Origin of the sequence: Paenibacillus enshidis (genome assembly GCF_042136365.1) — a bacterium.
Taxonomy (GTDB): domain Bacteria; phylum Bacillota; class Bacilli; order Paenibacillales; family Paenibacillaceae; genus Paenibacillus; species Paenibacillus enshidis.
The window spans coordinates 1-23,839 of sequence record NZ_JBHHMI010000041.1; the positions used below are offsets into that span (position 1 = coordinate 1).

25 protein-coding genes and 1 riboswitch are annotated in these 23,839 nt (G+C 50.3%); of the genes, 10 read left to right on the plus strand and 15 right to left on the minus strand.

Annotation, left to right across the window (positions count from 1 at the left end; translation table 11 throughout):
- Positions 1–118: helix-turn-helix domain-containing protein (locus tag ACE41H_RS23925; protein ID WP_375358099.1), on the minus strand; the 118-nt coding region annotated here is incomplete at its 3' end.
- 313 nt (positions 119–431) lie between these two features.
- Between ACE41H_RS23925 and ACE41H_RS23930 the strand changes: the two genes are divergently transcribed.
- Positions 432–1,616 carry a MalY/PatB family protein gene (locus ACE41H_RS23930; protein WP_375358076.1) on the plus strand — a complete coding sequence of 395 codons (1,185 nt, stop codon included), beginning with the start codon at positions 432–434 and terminating at the stop codon, positions 1,614–1,616.
- Between the two features lie 52 nt (positions 1,617–1,668).
- On the opposite strand, the gene ACE41H_RS23935 is transcribed toward ACE41H_RS23930, so the two are convergent.
- Entirely contained in the window at positions 1,669–2,775 is a 1,107-nt protein-coding gene (locus ACE41H_RS23935; RefSeq protein WP_375358100.1) for an SIR2 family protein, read from the minus strand.
- Between the two features lie 97 nt (positions 2,776–2,872).
- Here ACE41H_RS23935 and ACE41H_RS23940 point away from each other — a divergent pair, with 97 nt between their 5' ends.
- Together ACE41H_RS23940 and ACE41H_RS23945 are read left to right on the plus strand one after the other, a co-directional pair.
- A complete protein-coding gene (locus tag ACE41H_RS23940) occupies positions 2,873–3,133 on the plus strand; it encodes a hypothetical protein (protein ID WP_375358077.1) in 261 nt (86 codons plus the stop codon).
- On the plus strand, positions 3,130–3,519 hold the full coding sequence (locus ACE41H_RS23945) for an aspartyl protease family protein (protein ID WP_375358078.1): 390 nt from the start codon (positions 3,130–3,132) through the stop codon (positions 3,517–3,519). The genes ACE41H_RS23940 and ACE41H_RS23945 overlap by 4 nt, the downstream gene beginning before the upstream one ends.
- Positions 3,520–3,856: 337 nt before the next feature.
- Here the strand turns inward: ACE41H_RS23945 and bshB2 are convergent, their stop codons facing one another.
- From bshB2 to brfA, 10 genes are all read right to left on the minus strand, one after another.
- Positions 3,857–4,516 carry a bacillithiol biosynthesis deacetylase BshB2 gene (bshB2, locus tag ACE41H_RS23950; protein WP_375358079.1) on the minus strand — a complete coding sequence of 220 codons (660 nt, stop codon included), beginning with the start codon at positions 4,514–4,516 and terminating at the stop codon, positions 3,857–3,859.
- Positions 4,517–4,534: 18 nt separating this feature from the next.
- Positions 4,535–4,879 (minus strand): YojF family protein, encoded by a 345-nt coding sequence (locus tag ACE41H_RS23955; protein ID WP_375358080.1) that lies wholly within the window; start codon positions 4,877–4,879, stop codon positions 4,535–4,537.
- A gap of 220 nt (positions 4,880–5,099) precedes the next feature.
- Complete coding sequence (bglS, locus tag ACE41H_RS23960; RefSeq protein WP_445974751.1) at positions 5,100–5,834, minus strand: beta-glucanase; 735 nt, start codon at positions 5,832–5,834, stop codon at positions 5,100–5,102.
- Positions 5,835–5,897: 63 nt separating this feature from the next.
- Complete coding sequence (locus tag ACE41H_RS23965) at positions 5,898–7,208, minus strand: 6-phospho-beta-glucosidase (protein ID WP_375358082.1); 1,311 nt, start codon at positions 7,206–7,208, stop codon at positions 5,898–5,900.
- Positions 7,205–8,182, minus strand: a complete 978-nt coding sequence (locus ACE41H_RS23970) for an N-acetylglucosamine kinase (RefSeq protein ID WP_375358083.1) — start codon at positions 8,180–8,182, stop codon at positions 7,205–7,207. Before ACE41H_RS23970 ends, ACE41H_RS23965 begins: the two co-directional genes overlap by 4 nt.
- Positions 8,183–8,193: 11 nt before the next feature.
- Positions 8,194–9,822, minus strand: a complete 1,629-nt coding sequence (locus ACE41H_RS23975; RefSeq protein WP_375358085.1) for an extracellular solute-binding protein — start codon at positions 9,820–9,822, stop codon at positions 8,194–8,196.
- 59 nt (positions 9,823–9,881) lie between these two features.
- Positions 9,882–10,775, minus strand: a complete 894-nt coding sequence (locus ACE41H_RS23980) for a carbohydrate ABC transporter permease (RefSeq protein ID WP_375358086.1) — start codon at positions 10,773–10,775, stop codon at positions 9,882–9,884.
- A 42-nt stretch (positions 10,776–10,817) separates the two neighbouring features.
- Positions 10,818–11,681 carry an ABC transporter permease gene (locus tag ACE41H_RS23985; RefSeq protein WP_375358101.1) on the minus strand — a complete coding sequence of 288 codons (864 nt, stop codon included), beginning with the start codon at positions 11,679–11,681 and terminating at the stop codon, positions 10,818–10,820.
- A gap of 334 nt (positions 11,682–12,015) precedes the next feature.
- Positions 12,016–12,918: an AraC family transcriptional regulator gene (locus ACE41H_RS23990; RefSeq protein ID WP_375358087.1), complete on the minus strand. Its 903-nt coding sequence runs from the start codon at positions 12,916–12,918 to the stop codon at positions 12,016–12,018.
- Positions 12,919–12,985: 67 nt separating this feature from the next.
- Positions 12,986–13,201 (minus strand): ribosome rescue factor BrfA, encoded by a 216-nt coding sequence (gene brfA / locus ACE41H_RS23995; protein WP_375358088.1) that lies wholly within the window; start codon positions 13,199–13,201, stop codon positions 12,986–12,988.
- Between the two features lie 200 nt (positions 13,202–13,401).
- Positions 13,402–13,594: riboswitch (cobalamin riboswitch) on the plus strand.
- A gap of 174 nt (positions 13,595–13,768) precedes the next feature.
- On the opposite strand from brfA, the gene nikB reads away from it, so the two are divergent.
- From nikB to ACE41H_RS24020, 5 genes are read left to right on the plus strand one after another with little or no spacing between them, the layout of a single operon-like run.
- Positions 13,769–14,707, plus strand: a complete 939-nt coding sequence (nikB, locus tag ACE41H_RS24000; protein WP_375358089.1) for a nickel ABC transporter permease — start codon at positions 13,769–13,771, stop codon at positions 14,705–14,707.
- On the plus strand, positions 14,708–15,550 hold the full coding sequence (nikC, locus tag ACE41H_RS24005; RefSeq protein ID WP_375358090.1) for a nickel transporter permease: 843 nt from the start codon (positions 14,708–14,710) through the stop codon (positions 15,548–15,550).
- 16 nt (positions 15,551–15,566) lie between these two features.
- Positions 15,567–17,192: an ABC transporter substrate-binding protein gene (locus ACE41H_RS24010; RefSeq protein WP_375358091.1), complete on the plus strand. Its 1,626-nt coding sequence runs from the start codon at positions 15,567–15,569 to the stop codon at positions 17,190–17,192.
- Entirely contained in the window at positions 17,189–18,100 is a 912-nt protein-coding gene (locus tag ACE41H_RS24015; protein WP_375358092.1) for an ABC transporter ATP-binding protein, read from the plus strand. The genes ACE41H_RS24010 and ACE41H_RS24015 overlap by 4 nt, the downstream gene beginning before the upstream one ends.
- Positions 18,087–18,896: an ABC transporter ATP-binding protein gene (locus ACE41H_RS24020; protein ID WP_375358093.1), complete on the plus strand. Its 810-nt coding sequence runs from the start codon at positions 18,087–18,089 to the stop codon at positions 18,894–18,896. Before ACE41H_RS24015 ends, ACE41H_RS24020 begins: the two co-directional genes overlap by 14 nt.
- Before the next feature lie 503 nt (positions 18,897–19,399).
- Here the strand turns inward: ACE41H_RS24020 and ACE41H_RS24025 are convergent.
- From ACE41H_RS24025 to ACE41H_RS24035, 3 genes are all read right to left on the minus strand, one after another.
- Positions 19,400–20,326 (minus strand): transposase, encoded by a 927-nt coding sequence (locus ACE41H_RS24025; RefSeq protein WP_375358094.1) that lies wholly within the window; start codon positions 20,324–20,326, stop codon positions 19,400–19,402.
- Positions 20,327–20,773: 447 nt separating this feature from the next.
- Complete coding sequence (locus ACE41H_RS24030; RefSeq protein WP_375358095.1) at positions 20,774–22,009, minus strand: MFS transporter; 1,236 nt, start codon at positions 22,007–22,009, stop codon at positions 20,774–20,776.
- A 156-nt stretch (positions 22,010–22,165) separates the two neighbouring features.
- Positions 22,166–22,639 (minus strand): MarR family transcriptional regulator, encoded by a 474-nt coding sequence (locus ACE41H_RS24035; RefSeq protein WP_375358096.1) that lies wholly within the window; start codon positions 22,637–22,639, stop codon positions 22,166–22,168.
- A 167-nt stretch (positions 22,640–22,806) separates the two neighbouring features.
- Between ACE41H_RS24035 and ACE41H_RS24040 the strand changes: the two genes are divergently transcribed.
- Both ACE41H_RS24040 and ACE41H_RS24045 read left to right on the plus strand, forming a co-directional pair.
- A complete protein-coding gene (locus ACE41H_RS24040; RefSeq protein WP_375358097.1) occupies positions 22,807–23,229 on the plus strand; it encodes a chemotaxis protein CheW in 423 nt (140 codons plus the stop codon).
- Positions 23,230–23,262: 33 nt separating this feature from the next.
- On the plus strand, positions 23,263–23,763 hold the full coding sequence (locus tag ACE41H_RS24045) for a GNAT family N-acetyltransferase (RefSeq protein WP_375358098.1): 501 nt from the start codon (positions 23,263–23,265) through the stop codon (positions 23,761–23,763).
- Positions 23,764–23,839 lie beyond the last annotated feature (76 nt).

The following is a 23,839-nucleotide window of genomic DNA, read 5'->3' on the forward strand; positions in this document are numbered from 1 at the left end:
CGGTGTCCCGTTGCTCCTTCGCCCGATTGTACAGCTTCCGGCACAAGATCAACGTTCGAATCATGCGTTCTTCCTGTCCGGGGGTCGGGTAGAGGCGAAATTGATACGTGATTTGCACGAAGAGTCACCGCCTTAACGAGAACATATATTCCCATCATACCACACAATCATTCGACGAGGAAAGCACGAGCCTTATACAATAGACAAGTGCATTTAGGCTTCGCCTAACCGAGATTCATCCCCTGCTCAAAGTTTTGTGAGCGCTGCTTCCTGAGTAAACTTCGAACAAAACTCGCTTCGGAAGCGTAGGCTCAGAGGAAGGGGACTTCTCACGGAAACATGTTAAATTTTCATATAGTCCCGTAATCCTTTATACTTAAAAAATGAGTTCAACATAACAGACCTACATACATTACACGGGAGGACTATACATGGATTTTAATTTGCATATTGACCGCACCCGCTCCAATTCCTATAAATGGGATAACCGGGCAGCTGTATTCGGAACAGAGGACGTTCTGCCCATGTGGGTGGCGGATATGGATTTTCAGGCACCACCGGCCGTCAGCCGCGCCGTGCGTGAACGGGTGGAGCACGGGGTATTTGGCTATACATATCCTTCCCCATCCTACTATGAGTCGATTATCAACTGGATGCAGAACCGCCATAATTGGAAGATTGAGAAGGAATGGATTCAGTTCTGTCCAGGCGTTGTCCCGGCACTCGGTCTGATCGTCGAAATGTTTACGGAACCGGGGGATCAGGTGATGATTCAAACCCCCGTGTATCCTCCGTTTCATAGTGTCGTTGAAAACCACGGCCGTGAACTGGTACGCAGCCCGCTGCTGGAGCAGGATGGCTATTACAGCATGGATTTTGCAGATATGGAAAGCAAAATGGCCGGCGGCAAAATCAAGCTGCTCATTCTGTGCAGTCCTCATAATCCTGTAGGACGTGTCTGGACGAGGGAAGAGCTGCAGCGGCTGGCTGACCTCTGCGCCAAGTGGAATGTGCTGGTCGTATCGGATGAAATTCATGCTGATCTCGTTTTCGAAGCAGGAAGCCATATCCCGTTCGCCTCCCTGTCGGAGGATGCCGCCCAGCGCAGCATGATCTGCACCGCCCCAAGCAAAACATTCAATATTGCCGGTCTGAACACCGCGAATCTGATCATCCCGAACAAGGAGCTCCGCGTGAAATTCAGCAAAGCCCTTGAAATTCATGCGATGGGCTCTGCCACACCGCTCGGTCTGGCCGCTGCGGAGGCAGCCTACCGCGAGGGGGCGGAATGGCTGGATGCGCTCCTGGACCATGTGCGCGGAAATATGGATTATGTGTGCGATTTTTGTGAAGGACATCTGCCCGAGGTGAAGGTGCGGCGGCCGGAAGGCACTTATTTGCTGTGGCTGGATTTCCGCGCGCTTGGCCTGAAAGGCAAAGAGCTAAGCTCATTCCTCATTGAGGAGGCCAAGCTCGGCTTGAACAGCGGCGATGCTTTTGGTACGGATGGCGACGGATTTATGCGGATGAATCTCGGCTGTACCCGCGCTACTGTTGAGGAAGCGATGCGGCGGCTGGAGGCGGCTATTCGTGCGACCTCCACGAACAAAAAGTAGCCTAAAAACCCACCCTCATATCCTTATGGACAGGATGTGAAGGTGGGTTTTTTCAAATGAAGAAACAAATTGATTGACCAAGTTCATTAATGATTATGTCTTCATATTCATTGATTGTTTTATAATCTTGTTTGGCTAGAAGATCTATGGAGAAATAATTGCATGACAAGACATCCCCAATGATTCTTGGCTCTTTCTTATATGAAGGCTCAAATATGAATGTTTGCTCCTCAACACTTATTTTTGATAGATTCAATTTTGATAGGGTAAAATTTATATAATCATATTTACGCTTGATCTCCCATTCTTGTTGGCTATATGACTTTTTAATTGTATTTAAACAATCAAGAAGATCAATGAAGATATTATTCTCTTCATTGGGTAAGATTTTTGGTACTCCTCCTTCTTCTAAAAAGTATTTATTCCCTATATCAAGCTTAGTCACCAAATCTTTTACTCTGATTTTGTTCAAACTATTAAATGATTGGAATTTTTCATAACAAAAATCTATTGGAATATCAAATTTATCGATTAAATTGACACCAAGGTTCTTGAAATATTCTTTTTCCACCGAAAGCTTAGGACTATCTGAAGAATCAATCAAGTATGCTTTTTGAAAATGTTCACCTAAAATCCCTTCTAAATTTTTCATTATTAACTTTAAATCATAATCTTGAAGTGAATAACCTACAAAAAGAACCGTATTGTTAATAAAAATCGACCTGACGTAAGATTCTATTAGCTTAAAATTCGTAGAATAAGGAAGATCAAGATCCTCTTTTACTACATCATAGAACATAAAATGTTTCTCTATCGCTTGCTCAATTAAATTATCATAATTTGTTGTTATTATGTGTCTAGACTTTAACTTTAAGATATAATTATGTATTATGTTGGGGATTAATGGTGCATCAAATATATCCATTATCTTTCTAAAATATTCATTTTCACCTCTTTGATTGTAATAATATTGTGGAATCTTTAAATAATCATCTGAACCAATCTCTCTATCAATACCTAATCCTGATGCCAATTCTTTAACAAGACCAGACCAACTCGGTAAATTAGAGTTTGCTGACACACCTGCACCAACAAATACTACAAGATGGTCTTTATTTATTGCGTCCAGTATTGCTTCGATATCTAAATTTTTCTTCATCACCACTGTATTCACACCTTTTTTATCGCATACACTTCCTTCAGCTATCAGAGTTTATGATATACTAAAATAAATGCTAACACGCGGAGGGAAGCCTATGAAATGGGGAGAAATTACCGAATTACATCCAGGGCGTTTTGTGCTGGTGGAGGCAATTAAAGCAAGTTCTAACAATCGTGTGCGCCAATTGGAGGATATGTCGGTTATTCAGGATTACGATAACCCGCAAGAAGCATGGAGCGGGTACAAGTATTTTCACAAGTTGCATCCGACACGAGAGTTGTACGTATTTCACACCAGTCGAAGCGATATAGAGATTGTAGAAGAGTTCTTCTCAGGCATACGGCAGCGCACATGAAGATACAACTCCAGCAAGGCTTACCGATTATCTCGTTGACTTTAACTCACAATAACCAATCGATTGTTTTACCGAACGTCTTATTTGATACAGGATGTGCCGCAACGGTTTTTGATACCGATGTGCTTGCTCAGATTGGTATTTTCATTGATTTTATAAATGGCAGAGCAAAGCGAATGTATGGAGTTGGAGGAACAAGTGAAATTTGCTATGAACAGATGCTCCCTGAGCTTCAAATCGAACATTTTGCTTTGAATGATTTTCCTATCCAACTCGGATCAATACAAGAGCCTTATGGCTTTGACGGGATACTGGGTATTGATTTTATGATAAGAGTAAGATGTAAGGCTGACTTTGAAACAATGGAGATTAAATTCTCCAGTTAACAAGCGATCCCACCTTCTTGTTGGGCAATCGCTTGTTTTTACTATACAATCCCATAACTGAGCTGTTCCACTGCTCGAATACAGCTATAACCCCAACAGATGATATACCGTAAACTTGCGGGAGTTGTTTTCGTAACAAACCATTAAAAAATAGATCTGATTCTTCTGGAGTTAGAATGAACTGAAGGATGGAAAGGATTGTGATAAATCCATATACCATTTTGTGGATAATAAACAAGTGTGAAAAGCCATATCTTAAACAAAAGGAGCGCCAGATCAATGGACCTGATACGCTCCCCTTTTTGGCTATTCCCGGCCGGGAACAGTCCAGGCTAACTTAAACATCAAATTTGTAAGTCCAAAAATGCTCCTTGCCAAAATGGGACTTGATCTCCTCATCGGACGGATTCTTGGTGCCGAGGAAATCTTCGAACTGGAACTGGGAGCGGTGGGCTTGAATGGATCTCATTTTGAGTTCCAGGTAATCACTGACATCATGTTGCACGTCAGGTGATCCCAGCACCTGCTGGCAATTTTTCGAAAATGCCAGACAGTGCACTACGGGACGCCGCTCTGCAGGCAAGCTCTGGATGGTGCGGATGACCGCGGCCCCAGTTGCATCATGATCCGGATGAACACTGTAACCCGGATAGAAGGTAACCACCAGCGACGGGTTCAGCTCCTCCAACAGACCACGAATCATGCCGTCCAGCCGTTCCTGATCCTCGAATTCAATCGTTTTGTCATGAAATCCGAGCATGCGCAGGTCCTGAATGCCGATGGCGCGGGCGGATTCCTCAAGCTCCACCTTGCGGATCTGCGGAAGTGTTACTCTATTGGCGAAAGGGGGTACGCCCATATTGCGGCCCATCTCCCCCAGGGTCAGACAGGCGTACGTCACTTGATATCCCTCGGCAATCCGCTTGGCCAGCGTTCCCGACAGGCCGAAAGCCTCATCATCTGGATGAGGAAGTATAACCAGAATACGCTGATTCATAGAATGCTTCATCTCCTCTCAAAACGGCGTGCTGCTCAGCTGCAGCGCCACAACCAGCTTGCCCTGGGCATCATGACCGGCCAGAATAAGCCGCTCGGTCTCTTGCTCGTCCCAATGGGTCAATCCCTCTGCATATACCCAGCCTTCATCGGTCTTCAATCCGACACGGAAGGGGCGGGTTCCCGCTATAGATCCGTGGGAGTAACGGATTTTGGCATTGGAAATAAAGTTGGCTGCAGGATGCTTGGTGCTGTCCCGGTGGGCGGCATATGCTCCCGTGGTCATTTCAAGGTGCAGATATATATCCTGATCCTTTAAGGCGTCAATCTTGTGCTGTACCAGCTCCTGATCGATTAACTGCATGTTATCCCCTCCATATCCTGCAAGCGAAAAGCTATGAATTAAGCTGATGAGCAATCTGTTACAGGAATGCTCACTTGCTCATGTTCTCTATTTTAGCATACAGGGTATACAAACTCCTATAGAAATAATAGAAGCGGTGGAAACGAAAGAAAAAACTGCCCCCGCGTCCTGTAAGTGCGCGGAGGGCAGTCCGAATGATCAGCTTGTTCAAGACTTCTAATTATTGAGCCGGTGTGTATTTAATATAGTCATAGTATGCGCGTACTGGCGAGCCTGGATAAACGAAGTCTCCTGTCCAGTATTTAGCCGCATCATTGGCACCTGCCCAGAAATTCACCATAATATGGCCCGGATGGGAAGGAAGCTCTCCTCGGGAACCGTTCTCGGTATGAACCAGCTTGCCGTCCACATACCATTTGATAGAGGTCGGAGACCATTCAAAGGCATAGGTATGGAAATCCAGTGATGCATCGAATCCCAAATCGATCACCGTACTGTGCTCTCCCACACCGTTCGTATAATAATTGGTCTCCAGCTTCGTCGTATCTTTGCCCAGAATTTCGATGTCTATCTCGTCATTCCTGTTTACGTCCGGATTCGGATCTCGGTCATAATAGGTGAACAGCGAGGTCACCAGTCCTGTTCCTTTCGCCACCTTCATGCGTGCTTCCACGCGTCCATATCCATACGTATTATCATTCGTTGCATACTCTCCCGAAGCATAGGGCTTTCCTTCACAGCCCGCAGGACAGCCCGATTTGTCCAATCTGAGCGCCATAATGCCATTGTTGAATTCCACATTGTTCGCCTTCCAAAAGACCCCGAAGTCATCACCATTAGCCCAGCCGTCCGATTTATAAAATCGGCCATCATTGAATGCGTTCAACGGGTCATTAAATGCACCCGCGGCAGATGCCGGCACAGCCAGCAGCAAGCTGCTGCAAGCCAGTATCATCGCTATCCCTTTGCGCAATCTTTGGTGAATTTTGTCCTTTTGCATCACGAACAGCTCCATTTCTTAATGGATTTTTTGAAAAAAGTTCGGGAGATACTGCTGATTCTGCTCCAGCATTTCTTCAAGCATTCGTTCGGCTTCGTTGACGGAACTGGTCAGGGGATGATGGGCCAGCGCCGAAAGCGCAAGTCCCCGGTCGCCGGTGATTGCAGCCTCAATGGTGAGCCGCTCGTACGTTTTGACCGCCATGATCAGTCCCTTAACCGCATCCGGAATGACCGTAACCGGCTGTGGCACCGGTCCATCCTTCGTGACCGTACAGTTCACTTCAATACAGGCGTCGTCCGGCAGAAAACTTAAAATCCCTTGATTGGAAACATTCAGGGTTTGTGTATCTCCGGAATCATTGTACAGAGAATTCATTAAATGTACAGCCGCCTCCGAATAGTAGGCGCCACCGCGCTGCTCCAGTTGTTTGGGCTTTTCCTTCAAATCCGGATTCTGATAAATTTCGAACAGCTCGCTCTCCAGCCGCTTCACGGTTTCAGCCCGGCTCTCTCCCTTCGCGGCAGCTTCCATCTGCTCCGCCAGCATTTCACGCTGCAGATAGAAGTATTTCAGATAATAAGAAGGAATGGCCCCGATGGACTGCAGCAACGTGCCGTTCCACGCGAACTGTGGAACATTTTTTGCTGAGTAGCCTTCCCGGTTATCCAGCAGCTCTTCCAGCTTCGATTGGCCGTCCACCGTAATCCTGCTGATCCAGTGCAGATGATTCAGTCCGACAAATTCACAGTGAATGCGCTCTATCGGCACATTGTAGAGCGAGGACAGCCATTTATAGGCCCCGATAGGTGAATTGCACAAGCCAACCGAGCGGATGCGGGAATGCTTGAGGATGGCCTCTGTCACCATGCCCGCCGGATTGGTGAAGTTCAGCAGCCAGGCATCCGGGCACACCTCTTCCATCTCCCTGCACAGATCCAGCAGCACTGGAATCGTGCGCAGGGCCTTCATCATGCCTCCCGGCCCGGTCGTTTCCTGTCCGATCATGCCATATTTCAGCGGAATGGATTCATCCCGGGCACGGGCATCGAGCAAACCTACCCTCATCTGCGTGGAGACAAAGGTGGCTCCCTCCAGTGCAGAGCGCCGGTCCATGGTCATTCTGAGCTTGATCGGCAGACCGGACGCGGTTATCATGCGCTCAGCCAGCTGTCCTACAATAGTTAGCTTGTGAAAGCCTTCCGGAATATCCACCAGCACAATCTCCGTTACGGGCAGCGTTTCATAATTAAGTATAAATCCTTCAATCAGCTCTGGCGTGTAGGATGATCCGCCGCCAATGACCGCAATTTTCAACTGTTTGCTCATGCTTCAACCTCCTTGACCGACAGTCCGTCATCCAGACGTTCATATACCAGCTCGGCAACCTGGTGCCCCGCTCTCTCCATCGCGAGCAGAACGGCCCCGGCCGCCGGCTCCATGGCCAGTCTGCGCAAACTGCAGCCCGGTGCGGCTGTCTTCACAATGTTTTCGATATAAGGAATAACGTACCGGCTGTCGCCACGGGTAAGCACACTGCCAACAAGCACGAGGTCAAAGCTGTCCTGCGCCATACCCAGCTTGTGAATCACCGTAGATGCCGCGAGGCCCAGCTCTTCTCCCTGCCGCTGCAGAATACGCCGGGCCGTTTCGTCATGCTCAGCTACCTGAAACAGCACCTTGGCGAGGTATCTCGGTATCTCCTTGCCATGATCCAGAAAATCATGGAACATACGCTCCACCGACGGGTACCCCAGCGTCTGCAGCACAGCTCCGGTCAGCAATGTTGGCTGCTCCCGGCCCTCCCAGGCCCGGATGACGGTACGGAACACCTCTATCGCGAGGCCACCACCACCTCCAAAGTCACCGTAGTTATAACCAAACCCGCCGCACTGCAGCGCTTCTCCCTGCTTGTTGACCCCATAACAGTTCGTGCCGCTGCCACACACGACGACCACGCCATCCTGCTGCCGTGTTCCCGCCCTGAGACCGATGACCGTATCACATACAATGTCATGGGCCGGAAATTCCAGCTCCGCCATCATCGGTCGGAGGATACGAAAATCTGCTTCGCGGTCCGCTCCCGCCAGCCCAAACATGGCGAACTCTATCTGTTCTTTCACAAGCCCTGCCTGAGACAGGGCTGCTGCGGCCGCTTCACGTATGCTGCGGCGGGCAAGCTCCACTCCAACCTGATGATTGCCGCAGCCGCTCATGCCCCTGCCCACGATCCGCCCTTGCTCATCTGACACGACCGCCAGAGTTTTGCTGCCACCACCGTCTACACCCAAGTAATAGTTCAATGCTCTCTCTCCTATTTCAGCTTGCTTAGATTCTCCTGCCATCTTTCTGTCTTGTACTTCAGCAGCCGCTCATACCCGGCCTGCTGCGCGTCCGCTTCCGCCTGATCCAGTATGGCAAGCACCTCGTCCTCAGATTTGGCGGACATGACTGAAGCGGCAAAGGCTTTATCATAAATATCCAGCACGCTTTGCGCCACAATGCCCTCATCCGAATCCCCCGCAGGATCAAGGTTGGTAAATTCCGTCGTGTTATATTGTGTTTTCCATGTTATCTCTGACTGCCACCGCGACTCCCAGTTTTGCTTTTCAGGCGGCAATGTCTTTTCGAATTTCATCTTTGAATTATCTACATACACCGTATTGCCGACCCATTGGAGATTCACGGTTGAGTTCATGAACTCGTCACGGGCCTTGGTATCATTAACGTATTTCTCCGTAAACAGCGGAGCTTCGTCCTCGTCAGCACCGTCCCAGAACGTGCCCTCAGGTCCCCACATAATAATCCGCTGCCCTTCGGGTCCTGTCATCCAGTCCAGGAAGGCGAAGATGGCCTCCGGATTTTTCGCCGATTGGGTAATGACGCTTACGTTCCAGCCCTGCTGCTTATAATCTCCAGGGAAAATATTATTCTTATCAAGGCCCTGCTTGCGGATCGGCCAGATCATGAAATAGCCTGCCTCCGGGTCTTCGGCTGACAGTATCGCATTTCCGATCGCCCCATACTCGGTCGGACTGGATGCGGCATATACGGCAACCTGACCGTTGCGGATCTTTTGCTCAATTTGTTCCGGCTTCTGGGTGAACGCATCCTGGGTGATCAATCCTTCCCGGTACAGCTTATTCGCCAGCTGCAGGCCTTCACGATAAGCCGGATCTTTAAAAATGGAGGTCAGCTGCTCCCCGTTTGGCACGGCCATCATGCTGTTAAACAGATACGGGCGTTTTTCGGCAAAGGCAGTGGTGAGGATATCCACTCCGTTCGCCTTTTCACCCACTTCAAACGGAATGACATCAGGGTATTTCTCCTTCACCATTTTCAGGTAGGCATAAAAATCATCCGTGGTTTCCAGCGAAGGTGAACCCAGCTCGTTATAAATCTTCTTGTTCACTACATACCCCGCGTTGCCGTTCGGCTGTGTCGTATACCAGTTCGGGAACTGATACAGCTTGCCATCCGGGGAACGCAGCATATCCAGCGTAGATTCTCCCGCCCATTTCTTCAGGTTGGGATATTTATCGAGATAGTCATCAAACGGAACCAGCATGCCCGCCGCACGCAGCTTCTCTACATCAGGACCCCGTTCCAGCCAGATGACGTCAGGCAGCTCGCCCGAGACGATCATGGTGCTCAGCTTCTGTTTGGCGTTGCCGCCTGAGCTGATGGGTTCAACGGTTACCTTTTTATTTTCCTGAATCCACTTGGTGGCTATATCCTCGCCCCATACCGGCATCGTATACCAGTCATAATGACCGTAGAACGAAAAGGCTAACGGATCCGTACCTAGCGTTACCGGTTCACCTTTAGCGGTTGAGGGACCTTCCTCGCCGCCACCTGAACCCGAGCATCCGGTCAAACCGAGCATCATGACAAGCATGACTGACAGAAAATACAAGAGCGCTTTCTTTTTCCAACCATCCATGGTACCTTCCCCCTTGTATGCACTTGCAGAGAATGAATGAAGCGCCGCCGGCTGCCAGGCTACTCCTTCAATGATCCAATCATGACCCCTTTAACGAAGTATTTCTGCACAAACGGATACACAAGCAGGATCGGTACGGTGGCCACCATCATCGTAGCCATGGAGAGCGACTTGGTGGTTACACTCTTCATCTGATTCAAATGGCTTGCCGCCGCAGAATCCATTTGGGACATCTGCTCTTTCATGATGTTTGAATTGAGAATCTGCTGCAGCTTGGTCTGAATGGGCAACAGGTCCAGATTGGTGATATAAATGCTGGGGGCGAACCAGTCATTCCAATGATAGACTGCGGTAAACAGGGACAAGGTCGCCAGCACCGGCCCCGACAGCGGCAGAATGATGCGGAAAAATACGCCCCAGTGCGAGCAGCCGTCAATCCGCGCCGATTCATCGAGACCGTCCGGCATGCCCATAAAAAATGTCCGGAAAATAATCATGTTCCATACGCTGATAATGCCGGGAATAATCATGACCCAGAACGTATCAATCAGGTGCAGCTCACGGATAAGCAGATAGGTCGGAATCAGTCCTCCGCTGAAGTACATGGTGATGATGCAGACAATCATATAAAATTTACGCCCCATCAGCTCCCGCTTGGTCATGCCGTAGGCAAAGACGGCTGTCGCAAGTATCGACAGAACGGTCCCGATCACCGTCCGCAGCACCGAAATGATAAACCCGTCGATCAGCCGCTTATCCTTGAACACAACCGCGTAGTTCTCCAGCGTAAAGGCTCTGGGCCAAAAGGTAACGCCTCCCCGCAGCGTATCGTTGCCGTCATTGAACGAGATGACCGCCGCGTTCCAGAACGGATAAAAGGCAGCGAATCCGAGCAATGTCAGCAAAACATAGATGATAAACGTCAGCACCTTGTCTTCCAGGGTCAGCTTCATGCATCTCCTCCTCTCTGCCGAATCTCCCGGACCACGTCCGGTTTACCACAGGCTATTGCCGGATTTGCGAGCAGCATAGTTGGCGGCTGCCAACAGGCCGACACTGATCAGCGCCTTGAATAATCCGACAGCAGTGGCATACGAATAACGCGAATTCTGTATCCCCACCCGATACACGTAGGTATCGATAACATCCCCTACATCCCGCAGCACCGGATTTGCGCCAAGCAGCAGGATGTCGTCAAAGCCTGCATTCAGCAGATTGCCGATGGCGAGAATCATAAATACGATAATGACCGGCATAATGGAGGGAATCGTAATCGAAAAGATTTGCCGCAGACGGCTTGCCCCATCCATCGCTGCGGCTTCATACAGCTGCGGATTAACACCCGCAATGGCCGCCAGATAGACGATGGAGGCGAAGCCGATCTCCTTCCAGACTCCGGTGGTCACCAGGATGGTCCAGAAGTATTCGGGCAACGACAGGAAATTGATGGGTGCTTCGATCAGGTTCAATTTCATCAGCGCAATGTTGAGGCTGCCGTTATCTGTAGACAGCAAGGATACGACAAAGCCGGAAACGATGACCCAGGACAGAAAATGAGGAAGATAGCTGATCGTCTGAATCGTCCTTTTGAATACCCGGCTGCGAATCTCGTTCAGCATCAACGCGAGAATAATGGGCGCAGGGAAGCCGACCAGCAGCTTCAGCAGGCTGATGACAACGGTGTTCCTTATGATCTTCCAAAACTCGGGTGCATGGAAGAACATTTCGAAATGCTTGAAGCCTACCCACGGACTTGCCAGAAAGCCTTTGAACATGTTGTAATCCTGAAAGGCCATTAGCACCCCGTACATCGGGACGTAGCTGAACACGATAATGAAAAGCAGCGCAGGCACAACCATCAGCTGAATTTCCCACTGCCGGGCAAATCTGACCAACCGTCCCGGCTTTCGATAGGCTTCGCTGTTCGGGTTGGCCGCCAATTGCCGCTCCGTACGAACGCCACTCTGCAGAAACGCCCCCCCCTTTTAACAGGAACTCTGCGGTTTCTGTTTGTTAGAACCGCGTCAGGCAACCTGTCTTTTCTTCTTATTTTACAGGGCGAAAACAATACATTTCTTCTGTTAAACGTCTGTAAAGTTACGTTATCTTACTGGTTTTTTAATTATATTGGCCCGATGAGGGGGAACTCTATCTTCCAGTGTCAACTGTGAGTGATATTTTATTAGAAAATGGCTATTTTTGAAGCGTGGGGGTATGATGCTGACGCATTCTGGCATGTTTCGGGGATTGGCCGATGTGCTTTTTGAACAAATGATTGAAATTGGACAGGCTGCGAAAGCCGCATTCCATGGCGACATCCATGATCTTCATCTGCGTCTGCTCCAGCAGCATCAGCGCATGCTCCAATCGGAGCTGAATCAGGTATTCCAGGGGGGAAGTGCCGACAGCCCGGCGGAAAATATCGCTGAACCTGGACGGACTGAGGTAAACAATGGCAGCAAGCTCCTCCAGGGTCCAGGGGTGGGAAAGCTTTTCTTCCATGGCGTGGATGACTTGACGCATTTTTTCAAGCTGAAGTGAGCTGACGTTGGCACTGCTGCACTGTCTGGCGTCTTCCAGACGGAAATAACGGTTCACACAGGAAAGAAAGCGCAGCAAGTGGGAATACACCAGGGAAATATACGATGGACGGGCTTGCTCATGCTCCTGCTGCATCTCCAGCAAAAGCGTACGCAGCTCCCCGATATGCGGCGAAGTGCGGTCAAGCAGGTTGGTGAAATGGCTGCCCATATCCTTGTATGGGGACAGAATCTCCGGATCATAACGCAGGCTGCTGACAAACCAGGACATATCGAACTCAATGACCATGATGACAAGATCCTTCACTTCATACGCGCAGTGCAGATCATTGGAGTTGATCAGCAGAATGTCTCCCTGCCGGAATTCAAATCTTTTGCCATTAATGATGTAGTACCCGGAGCCGGACTTAATATAATTGATCTCCAGCACATCATGCCAGTGCAGCTTCTGGTAAGGGGAGCTGACGCCGATGGTGTCTGCAATGTAAATCGGGTATTTTTTGTCCAGGTTCACTTTCTCTCTGGGAATGATCTCTCCGGTGCGGGCTAATGTCATGACGGCTCACTCCTGTACGGTAAGGATTATACATAGGATACCATCTTTCCGCCCTGCTGTAGCAGAGTTACGCCAAAATTTCCTCAAAACGAAAAAAAGCGCCATCGTCTCCGATCCGCTTTTTATGCTTTAATTTATGCAGTTTTTCCAGCCTGGTGGTGGTGGTTCGTACATGCTGCGACAGAGCGCCGTACTGATCGTTCGTTTTCCGGTTGTCCGCAAAGCTGCGTTTTCCCGCACGCTCTGCCTGGGATATGGCTTTTTGGGTTTTGGTACGAGCCATGATGATTCACTCCTTAGAAGGTATAAGCTTACACATATACTATACGCAGTCATAGAGATTCATGCAACGTAAAAAGCCCGATGGAACAGCGCAGTCTTGAACTTGGCCAGCTGCAAAGTAAAAGAAGCAGAAAAGCTTTGCCCATTTCAAGCACGCCCGTTATACTGAAATGAGGCTGCTTTACACTTGTAAAACATATCAACTGCATACATGGAACTGGGTGCTCCATCTACAAGGATGGCTGCTTAAAAGGGAAGTCCGGTGCAATACCGGCGCGGTCCCGCCACTGTAACAGAGGAGTCGCAGCAAGTGCCACCGGGTCATAACCCGGGAAGGCCGCTGCAAGGATGATGATTCTGGAGCCAGGAGACCTGCCCGTTCAACAACACAGCAATGCCTACGGAAGATAGGAAGGTGTTACAGGAGTCCGATTTTCATTGAAAATCTGTCTATTTGGAGCGACTTTTTTCCGTTTCGGTGCGGGAAAAGCCGCTTTTTTGCTTGTGTATTTTCAAAATGCTGCTATGCAACAGTATTTACTACCCTCAGGAGAGGACGGCGAATGGCGTGAGCCGATATATTGTCCATAGATTGCTTCAACTGGCCGCCGTGCTGCTGGGCATTTCGTTCCTGACCTTCCTGCTCACCTACCTGTCGCCGGGTGATCCTGCACGATTGATGCTGATGTCTACCGGAGTTACTCCCTCAGAGGAACTGGTTGCACAGGTGCGGACGGAGCTGGGGCTGGACGAGCCTTTCCTTGTTCGGTATGGCTCATGGGTCCTGCATGCGCTGACCGGTGATTTTGGCATGTCCTATAAATACGGATATCCGGTGACAGAGATCCTGCTGTCCAGAATGCCTGCTACGCTGGAGCTTGCCGGTGCCGCTCTGCTGCTGGTGGTGCTGATCTCCTTTCCACTGGGGATGACAGCTGCTATGCAACCGAATCGTGCAAAGGATTATTTCATCCGTGTGTTTTCCTTTGCAGGGCTGTCTATGCCAAGCTTCTGGCTGGGGCTGTTACTAATGCTGATTTTCGCAGTTAAGCTGCAGCTGCTGCCGGTCATGGGACGTTCAGGAGTCCGCAGCCTGATCCTCCCGGCCTGCACGCTGGCTGTGCCGTTGATTGCGCAGTATAGCAGGCAGATTCGCACGGTGCTGCTGGAGGAAATGTCCCAGGATTATGTGATCGGGGCCAAGGCGCGCGGTGTACGGGAGGGCACGATCATGCTGCGGTATGTTCTGCCAAATGCGCTGCTGCCGTTAATGACTTTGCTCGGGATGTCTGCAGGCGCTTTACTTGGCGGCGCAGCGATCATAGAGAGTGTGTTCGGCTGGCCGGGTGTGGGCCAATTGGCGCTGGAGGCGATCATCGCACGCGACTATCCGCTGATTCAGGGCTATGTCATCTGGATGGCCGTCATCTATGTATCTATTAATTTGGTCGTGGATGTATGGACACATATCCGGGACCCACGGCTCAGACTTGGAGAGGACGTATAAATGAGAATGCTGATACAGCAACTGGCACAGTTATGGATACAGCAGCGGCTATTCTCCATCTGGTTAGGACTGGCCGGACTATGGCTGGTGCTGGCCATATTTGCACCTTTACTGGCTCCCCATGATCCCTTTGCAACGGACTTCACGAAGGTGCTGCAGCCTCCGGACAGGCAGTACCCCTTGGGAACGGATCAACTGGGACGCTGTGTGCTGTCACGGGTGCTGTACGGGGCAAAGACCTCGCTGCTCATGACCTTCATTTTGGTTGCGGTTGTGGCTGCGATTGGCGTGACGATTGGTGTTCTGGCAGGTTATGCGGGCAAATGGGTGGATAGCGTGCTTATGCGGCTCGCGGACACACTGATGGCGTTTCCGGGTATTATTTTTGCCATTGCGGTTGCGGGCATGCTTGGTCCCGGCCTGATTCATACCGTAGTGGCACTCTCTGTCGTGTGGTGGGCCAAATATGCCCGCATGGTGCGCAGTCTGGTCATTCAGCATAAGCAGAAGGAATACATCACTGCCGCTGCGCTCGGCGGGGCACGGCCTGTCCGTATTCTGGCGCGCTATATTCTGCCCAATGTGCTGCCACCGCTAATCGTCATGGCGATGATGGATATCGGCGGCATGTTATTGTCCATCTCTGGCTTGTCCTTTCTCGGACTTGGCGCACAGCCGCCGGAGCCGGAGTGGGGAGCACTGTTGAACGAAGGACGAAGATATATGCAGACCGCACCCTGGCTGCTGATTTATCCGGGTCTTGCTATTTTTGGCACGGTCATGATCTTTAATCTGCTGGGGGACAGCCTGCGTGACGTGCTTGATCCCAGACATAAGCGCTAGCATGAGGAGAGATATAATGAAGAGGCGGGACAAAGCTTTTTACACGAATCGATTTGGAAGTATGTCTGTATGGGTGTTGATGGTGCTGCTGCTGTCTGCATGTGGAGGGGGAACGGCGGGCAATTCCGGCTCTGGCGGTGCAGAGAGTACACAAGCTGCCGGAGCTGCGGGGTCTGCGGCAACAGGAAATGAAGCAACTGCAGGCACGCACCTGAATGTGGCATTGTTCTGGCTGGGGACAAATCTTGATCCGGCAGAGGAATGGAACGGCTGGACGCTGACGCGCGCGGCCATCGGTGAGACGCTCATCCAGTTCGATGAGAAGATGCAGATGGTTCCCAAGCTCGCAGATCGCTGGGAGCGTCAGGATGATAAGACCTGGCTATTCCATATCCGTGAAGGGGTGACCTTCCATAACGGAAAGCCGGTGACAGCGGAGGCGGTGCAGAAATCGCTCGAACGCTCTCTTTCTCTGAACCCGCGCGGCAAGTCCACGCTCCCGATCGCTTCGATGAGTTCCGAAGGCCAGAACCTGACGATCCGCACCAGCGAACCTTACGCATCCTTGCCAGGCAACATTGCTGAGCCTTTGTTTGTCATCGTGGATACCACTGCGGATACGTCTGCTTTTGCCCAAAAGCCGATTGCCACTGGCCCATATATGGTTACTTCCTATACACCGGAGCAGAAGATTGAGACGAAGCGATATGAAGGCTATTGGGGCGGTGCAGCCGAGGTGCAGAGCATTACGTTCAAATACATAGCCGACGATAATACCAGAGCGATGGCCCTGCAATCCGGGGAGATTGATGTAGCCAGCAATGTAGGCCGCAGCCAACTGCCTCTGTTCCAGGACAGCTCCCGTTACAGGATTGATGAGATTCCGGGTCTGCGTACCCAATTTGTCTGGTTCAACTACAAGAATCCGGCATTGAGCGATATCACAGTCCGCAAAGCAATCTCCTACGGCATTGACCGGGAAATGTATGCGGGTACCCTTGTGGGCGGGAAGGCAGCCAAAGGACCGTTCACTTCGGCGCTGCCTTTTGGCTATGACCAGATTACAGGATATACCTATGATCCTGAGCAGGCTAAAAAGCTGCTGAGCCAAGCAGGCTATGAGGATCGTGATGGTGACGGTATCCGGGAAAAGGATGGGCGGAAGCTCTCCCTCCGGCTGATTCTGAATGCCTCATATGAGTCCGATTCCATCGTCGCGGAGGCGATGCAATCCCAACTGAAAGAGCTTGGTGTTGGCCTGGAGCTGACCTCTTATGAGGATTTGACGGATGCGCAGAAGAGCGGCAATTTCGATCTGGCGCTGACCAGCATCAATACAGGGATTACCGGAGACCCGCAGTATATTCTGGACTTTTACTTCAAGACCGGTGCGGAGTGGAATATCGGAGGCTACAGCAACCCTGAGCTGGACAAATTAATCAACAGCCTGTCCTCGGAATTCGAGACTGAGCAGCGATACGAGATTGCCGCCAAGGCGCAGCAAATGATTCTGGATGACGCGCCTTACCTGTTCGTGACCTACACGCCAATCAACATTGTGAGCAAAAGCTTGGTTACAGGGGCTGCGATGTATCCGATTGATTTCTATTTGCTGGATCGCAATATTCGGTGGCAGCAATGATGAGAGCGTCCGCTGACAGCATCCGTGATCAGGCTGAGGCAGCGGATGCACTGCTGCGTGTGGACCATCTGAGTGTCAGCTATTCCGCCAATGAGCGGCCTGCCTTGCACGACGTGAATCTATCCGTGAAGCCCGGTGAGGTTGTTGCTCTTGTCGGCGAGAGCGGCAGCGGCAAATCTACCCTGCTGCGGGCCATGATCGGCCTGCTAGGGGCTGGGGGCCGTATCACAGCAGGAAATATTACGCTGGATGGTCTCTCGCTTACCGGGCTGAAAGGACGAGGCTGGGAAACCATCCGTGGACGGCAGATCGGGATGGTATTTCAGGACAGCGGCGCTTATTTGAATCCTATCCGTAAAATTGAAAGTCAATATATCGAGGTCATTCGCAGCCATTTGCGCCTATCGAAACGTGAGGCTTATCAACTCGCTCTGCAGCATTTGCAAGAGATTGGGCTAAAGGACCCGGAGCGTGTCATGAAGGCCTACCCGAATCAGCTCAGTGGAGGCATGAAGCAGCGGACGGCCATTGCTATGGCCATGACTCTGCAGCCGAAGCTGCTGCTGGCGGATGAACCGACCAGCGCGCTGGATGTGCTGGCACAAGCCAAGGTGCTGGAGCAGCTCGGAATGCTTCGTGACCACCAGCAGACAGGCATGATTCTGGTCACTCATCATATGGCGATTGCGGCTACTATCGCAGATAAGGTGGGCATTATGAAAGAAGGGGCACTGCTGGAGTGGGGAAGTACCGCCCAAGTGCTCCAAGGGCCGCGTGATCCGTATACCCGTGAATTGCTCGCCGCAGTACCTGAGTTAAAAGTGGCGGAATTGCATGCATCGCACAAGTTGGAGAAACAATTACCGGAAATACCGGCTGGGGGGAAAGGAGAAAATGAACGTGCTTGAACTGCAGCAATTGACCAAGACCTATCTTCTGCCCGGCGGAAAAAATGTCCCCGCATTGCAGGCGGTCGATCTGGTACTGCAGCCGGGAGAATGGCTGGGGATTGTCGGCGAAAGCGGAAGTGGCAAGAGTACGTTAGCACGCTGCATCGCCCACCTGGAGCCAGTCACCTCCGGCGGGATATTGTATGGGCAGCAGGATGTAACAAGCCTGCGGGGCGAAGCGCTGAGGCAGCATTACAGGCAAATTCAGCTTGTGTTTCAGGAGCCGGGCTCCGTGTTCCAACCCCGCATGTGCATCGGCGAGTTTCTGTGCGAGCCGCTTCTCAACTACAAGCTTATGCCAAGGCGGCATATGGCAGCAGAAATCGGCAGACAGCTGGAGCGTGTGGGACTCTCTCCTGCTATGGCTGCCAAATACCCTCATGAGCTGAGTGGTGGTCAACTGCAGCGGGTAATGATTGCCCGTGCGATCAGCATTTACCCGGAGGTGATCGTGTTTGATGAACCGACTTCAGCCCTGGATGTATCCAGTCAGCGGCAGATTCTGGAGCTACTATCCACCCTGCGCCAGGAGACCGGGGTCAGCGCAATCTTTATTTCGCATGATTTGGCGGTCGTGCAGCAAGTCTGTGAACGGATTGCCGTCATGCAGGAAGGACGGATTGTCGATGTCGTGGCCGACAGCCGCCGGCTCGTTTCATCCGAGCTCCATCCCTATACACGCGAGCTGTTCGATGCAGTGCCGACGATCAATAAACTTATAAACTCGACTTTCACAGAGCCCAAATCCACTTAAACCTTTGTAGCTACTGGGTTCTGAGGAATTCGAATCCCCTTCTAGTGCTTGACAGTCGGGCCGTCTGCCGATCGTGGCAAGACATGTGATACTCGCTTTTCAGGAGCTTTGCACGATTATCCCGTTGGATCAGGTACAGAAAAACAGAAAACCGGGAACCGAAAATACACTTTAGGCACGTTAAAGAAAAAACGGAGCAAATGAGGCGCGAAAATGCCTGTTGTTACGCTATTCAGGACCATCGAATGGGTCTATTATTTTTTTGATTGTGCCTTATGGAGAAGCAGATCGGTTCGAGGTTCTTAGGAGAAAGCAGAGCGTTTAGGTGATGTGAAACCGACCAGGAGAGAAGGAAGGGAGCGGAGCAAGGCACCGAAAAAATAAAAAGCCCCTGGTCCTCGTTGCCGCTTGAACCTGAATTTTTCCAATTTTCTCGTTCATGCTAACCCACACCGATCAAGCGACGTACCTTATGCTCACCTTTCCTCGTTCAAACCCTGCGATCAGGCCGCAGCCGCAAGAGGCTGAACCGGTTGGCGTGCGATCAGTTGGCGGTAAGGGATCGCCGGAATCGCCACGCCGATGTACAGTAACTTCTGCCACATCGTTCCTTCCGCTCCGGACAGGTGCGTTTCTTCCCCTTCGGGCAGGCGCAGTCGGCGGCGTCCGGTGTACTCATTGAAGTACGCCTGCAGATGCTTTGTTCCTAAGGCTACATACATACTCTTCAGCGATTTCCACGCCTCTCTCACTACTTTCCGCAAGGGCGTATACAGTCGATAGGCTTGAAGGAACGATTGTACCGCCGATGCACGGACATCTACCTGTTCGTTGATGAACGCAGCGAGTTCGTGCCGATTTGCTCTTTGCCCCTCTCCCTTCTTCTGCGGGACTAGGCGGATTTTGACCTGCTCCGGCTCGCCCGACTCCGTGACCGTGCACCCGGCTACGACCGCCGAAGCATGCGGATGAGAAAACTGAGGCCGGGACGGATTACACCCATACAGGTCGCTGTTCACCTTCACGTCTCCGCAGAGCAGCTCCAGGGCATCGAACTCCCCGATAGCATGGCGGATTCGATGAAGCATTGCCCAGGCGGTCTTGTAGGTGACCTGGATCACCTGGCTCAGCCGCATCGCCGAGATGCCATCGGGGAGCAGGAACAACTCCAGCGCCTGGAACCACTTGGTCAAGGGGAGATGCGTTCGTCCAAAAATCGTGCCGACCAAAGCCGACGTTTGATGCGCACACCTGGCGCACTCGAACATGGGGATGCGCCGGGAAGTCAGACGACTGCAGCGGGTGTGAGCGCAACGCGGGCAGACGAAGCCGTTCGGCCACTTCATCGCGATCAATGCCTCCATGCAGGCCTGCTCGCTGTGATAACGACGGCTAAAGGGTTGAAGTTCCGTTTCCGCCTGGACTTCCATGTCTGCTCGCCTCCGAATCCATAATATACGAACGTAAGTTCTTTTTTTATTATACCAAACACATGTTCCTATTTCAAGCCAAACATCCCACTTGAGCTGCCTCTTTTTTCTTATCTCGTTTCTCTTTATTCCTTCCCCTAGGCCCCCGAACCTCCAACCCCCGCATTCTGATCAAAAGGGATAATCGTGCAAGGCTGTATGGAGAGGCACCAAGCACCAAGCACCAGGCAACGGACACCACACACCAGACACCACCCTATAGACACCCATCTCACTCTGGCTACTAGACTCTGAGGGGGGCGAATCTTCTTCTCCCAACAAAGCTAGCAAAAAGCGGTCTGCTTTGATTCAGCGTCAACCCCAGCAGTAGCTCTCCGTTTTACCCCGTTATCTCAGGGCCTGTTTGCCGATTTCATGCTGCGAAAGTTGAGTTATAAAGTAGGTGGTTTACATATTTGCATATCTACCCTTATACAAAACTAGTATTGCCGCTGTTATAAGAATCATACCCATAAAAGCGGGTGCGGCATGGCCAAGTGATACATAGATCTGACCTCCAATGATAGGCCCAATCATTCTTGCTAAAGCCTGAATAGATTGGCTGCCTCCTTGAATCCTTCCTTGCTCACTAGAATCGACAGACTTGGAGAGCATCCCATTGAATGAAGGACCGAAGATCGAATCACCAAAACCAAATATAAACATTCCCGCGATAAAAAGAGGATAGAATGAGAACAAAGCAGATAGCGCAATAAGACTGTAGCCTATCATCTCCGAGACCATTCCAAGCATTGCTATCTGTTTATCACTAAGCTTGATCAAAAGCTTTGGCATGATGAAACCTTGTGAAATGATGTCCTGGACGCCAATAATAGAGAACATAAGTCCGATTAGTGCAGGCTTCCAACTAAAAGTATCCATTGTAAATTGTGAAAAAACTGCCTGAAAAGATCCGTTAGGTATCCAAAGTAAGAACGCTGAGACAAGCAGCCTTTTTAAGCTTTTCATGGAAAGTACGTTTACAAGCTGTATGAATGGATTCAGCCTTGCAAAGGCAATCTTCTTCAGTCTATGATTCTTGTCAAGGCTCTCAGGCATAAAAAAGAATCCATAAACAACATTTAATAAAGTTATTATCGCCCCGAAGTACATGGGTGCAGAATAATCAAACCTGGCAAGTAATCCGCCCAGAGTCGGGCCAATGACGGTGCCTACACCTACAACCGCACTCGCCCATCCAAAGTATTTGGTTCTCTGTTCCGGAGGAATAATGTCTGCAAAATATGCGAAGATCGTGCTTATGCTCCCGCCTGTTATCCCCTCTATGATACGCCCGGCAAATAGTACCCATAGAGCCCCTCCTATGCCAAAAACGAAGTATCCGATTGCGGAACCCAAAAGGCATACCAAGAGTAATGGACGACGGCCATATCTGTCGCTCAAAGCTCCAAGTCCTGGTGCCGCAAAAAACACGCAGACTGCATAAACAGAGGTCAGCAGCGTAACAACTATAGCTTGATCTCCCGGATTGCTTATATAAGGCTGCACCAGGAATGGGACGACAGGTGTTATGATACTGAAGCCTATTCCGCAAAGAAAAACAGAGATAAGACCGAATATTAAAGCCTTTCTATCTACGGTTTGTTCTCTGTTCTGTTCATTGTGTGAGCTAAATTTGAACACTTAGATTCTCCCCTCAAAAGCTGTTATTTTGTTTCCTTGGAAACACATTTAAATTATCATCATTTTGTGTCCTTGTCAACAAAATAACAACAATAAAAAGGCAGTCTGTTCTCCATAGAGTCCAGCTGCCTGTGGTTTCATTTTCATTATTCAAATTTATTCTGACTTCATATCTATACCCAGTTTCTTTATTTCTGCATCCAAATGCCTGCTATACTTCTCAATGAAGCTAAGCATACTGTCAAATTGTTGCTCGGTTACCTGCTCAAATACGGCTTTATCCCGCTCCTGAAACTCTTTGTGCAGTTTCTCATGGACTTTGTCGATAACTTTCCCTTGCTCAGTAAGCCTAAAATAGATCTCTTTCTTGTTATCCGGCTTCTGGTAGCTTTCGATAAGGCCTTTTTCTATGAGCTTCTTCGTTATTTTACTTATGGCACTTCTAGTCATATAAAAGGACTCCGCAAGTTTTGTCACATTGGAATCTGTATTTCTTCCAATGTATTCGATACAATGTACTTCAGAAGGCTTATAACCCTTAAGACTGCCTTCCATCTTAATCCTATTAAGCCAAACCATCTTGTTAAATAAGTCCCTGAACTCTATTATGACCTGTTCTTTTTTGTCCATGGCCTGTCCTCCCACCCGCTGATGCGCTAACCATATTATAGTGAATTTTTGGCTCTACACAAACCATAGTGCCGATATACATAGAAAAGCATCTCGTGCATCCGGAGGATGTCCGGGAAGCAGTCACTTGGCCTCATATTACAATTTTTCAAAGGAGTGTGCTATAAATGACGCCGTATCTGCTGTTCAAACTGGCCGGCAAGCCGTTCGCCATAAACTTTCAGGAAGTTGAAGAAATCCAGAATGCCAAAAAGGGAACCCCCATGCCCTTTGCCCAGCCATGGCATGAAGGTATGATTACTGTAAGAGGATCGCTGCACACCGTGCTGAATGTCCGCAGAATGCTTGACCTGTCGCTGCTTGAGCAACCGGAGCAGGACAAAATGATTCTGCTGAGCCGGCATAAGGTAGCGATTCTCGCTGAGGAATTTGCTGACACCCTGATGGTGGAAGAAGCGGATATCCAGGAAAATGACGGGGAGCAGGAGTTTGACCCGGCGGTGTTTCCGACGCTTGCGGCATCTGGGGAGAGCATGATTCCGCTGCTGGATGTCGATGCACTGCTGGCTTTGTCCAAAGCCGAAGCCTAGATTTCAGCCCTTATCTCGTATTGGAGGAATTTTATGAATACACTTCGGGAGGCCACATTGCAGGACTTGCCTGAAATGCTCGCGATTTACAACGAAGCTGTTTTGCATTCCACAGCGACCTTTGATCTGGAGGCACAGACGCTGGAGGAGCGAACCACATGGTTCCACAACCATGGCGGCAAATATCCGCTGATTGTGGCCGAGCTGGACGGAAAGGTTGCCGGTTACGCCTGCCTGAGTCCGTTCCGGGCCAAACCGGCATACGCCTACTCAACGGAATTGTCGATCTATATCGACGCCGGCTTTCGCGGCTGCGGAATCGGCAGCGCTCTGATGACCGATATTCTGAACCGTGCTGCCGCTCTTGGTTATCATACGGTAATTAGCGGACTAGTCGGAGGCAACGAGGCAAGCAGAAGGCTTCATGAGAAATTCGGCTTTGCTTACATAGGAGCTTTTCAAGAGGTTGGATTGAAGTTCGGAGAATGGCAGGACGTGCATTTTTACCAGCTATTCGTGAACAAAAAATCGTAAAAGTGCGAGTTCAAAAAGTCAGGTTTTCAGCACCGAGAAGGTTGGATGAAGCTAGGGACTGAGGAGCGGAGCGTAC

What these genes read in the sequence shown, in the direction of transcription:
- bglS (WP_445974751.1), bottom strand. Translation starts at nt 5,834, where the DNA reads ATGATACTGGCTTGCAGCAGCTTGCTGCTGGCTGTGCCGGCATCTGCC.
- ACE41H_RS24020 (WP_375358093.1), top strand. Translation starts at nt 18,087, where the DNA reads ATGAACGTGCTTGAACTGCAGCAATTGACCAAGACCTATCTTCTGCCC.
- ACE41H_RS24045 (WP_375358098.1), top strand. Translation starts at nt 23,263, where the DNA reads ATGAATACACTTCGGGAGGCCACATTGCAGGACTTGCCTGAAATGCTC.
- ACE41H_RS24035 (WP_375358096.1), bottom strand. Translation starts at nt 22,639, where the DNA reads ATGGACAAAAAAGAACAGGTCATAATAGAGTTCAGGGACTTATTTAAC.
- ACE41H_RS24010 (WP_375358091.1), top strand. Translation starts at nt 15,567, where the DNA reads ATGAAGAGGCGGGACAAAGCTTTTTACACGAATCGATTTGGAAGTATG.
- ACE41H_RS23965 (WP_375358082.1), bottom strand. Translation starts at nt 7,208, where the DNA reads ATGAGCAAACAGTTGAAAATTGCGGTCATTGGCGGCGGATCATCCTAC.
- nikC (WP_375358090.1), top strand. Translation starts at nt 14,708, where the DNA reads ATGAGAATGCTGATACAGCAACTGGCACAGTTATGGATACAGCAGCGG.
- bshB2 (WP_375358079.1), bottom strand. Translation starts at nt 4,516, where the DNA reads ATGAATCAGCGTATTCTGGTTATACTTCCTCATCCAGATGATGAGGCT.
- ACE41H_RS23940 (WP_375358077.1), top strand. Translation starts at nt 2,873, where the DNA reads ATGAAATGGGGAGAAATTACCGAATTACATCCAGGGCGTTTTGTGCTG.
- ACE41H_RS23935 (WP_375358100.1), bottom strand. Translation starts at nt 2,775, where the DNA reads ATGAAGAAAAATTTAGATATCGAAGCAATACTGGACGCAATAAATAAA.
- ACE41H_RS23930 (WP_375358076.1), top strand. Translation starts at nt 432, where the DNA reads ATGGATTTTAATTTGCATATTGACCGCACCCGCTCCAATTCCTATAAA.
- ACE41H_RS23955 (WP_375358080.1), bottom strand. Translation starts at nt 4,879, where the DNA reads ATGCAGTTAATCGATCAGGAGCTGGTACAGCACAAGATTGACGCCTTA.
- ACE41H_RS23985 (WP_375358101.1), bottom strand. Translation starts at nt 11,681, where the DNA reads ATGGTTGTGCCTGCGCTGCTTTTCATTATCGTGTTCAGCTACGTCCCG.
- brfA (WP_375358088.1), bottom strand. Translation starts at nt 13,201, where the DNA reads ATGGCTCGTACCAAAACCCAAAAAGCCATATCCCAGGCAGAGCGTGCG.
- ACE41H_RS23990 (WP_375358087.1), bottom strand. Translation starts at nt 12,918, where the DNA reads ATGACATTAGCCCGCACCGGAGAGATCATTCCCAGAGAGAAAGTGAAC.
- ACE41H_RS23945 (WP_375358078.1), top strand. Translation starts at nt 3,130, where the DNA reads ATGAAGATACAACTCCAGCAAGGCTTACCGATTATCTCGTTGACTTTA.
- ACE41H_RS24025 (WP_375358094.1), bottom strand. Translation starts at nt 20,326, where the DNA reads ATGGAAGTCCAGGCGGAAACGGAACTTCAACCCTTTAGCCGTCGTTAT.
- ACE41H_RS24040 (WP_375358097.1), top strand. Translation starts at nt 22,807, where the DNA reads ATGACGCCGTATCTGCTGTTCAAACTGGCCGGCAAGCCGTTCGCCATA.
- ACE41H_RS24015 (WP_375358092.1), top strand. Translation starts at nt 17,189, where the DNA reads ATGATGAGAGCGTCCGCTGACAGCATCCGTGATCAGGCTGAGGCAGCG.
- ACE41H_RS23975 (WP_375358085.1), bottom strand. Translation starts at nt 9,822, where the DNA reads ATGGATGGTTGGAAAAAGAAAGCGCTCTTGTATTTTCTGTCAGTCATG.
- ACE41H_RS23980 (WP_375358086.1), bottom strand. Translation starts at nt 10,775, where the DNA reads ATGAAGCTGACCCTGGAAGACAAGGTGCTGACGTTTATCATCTATGTT.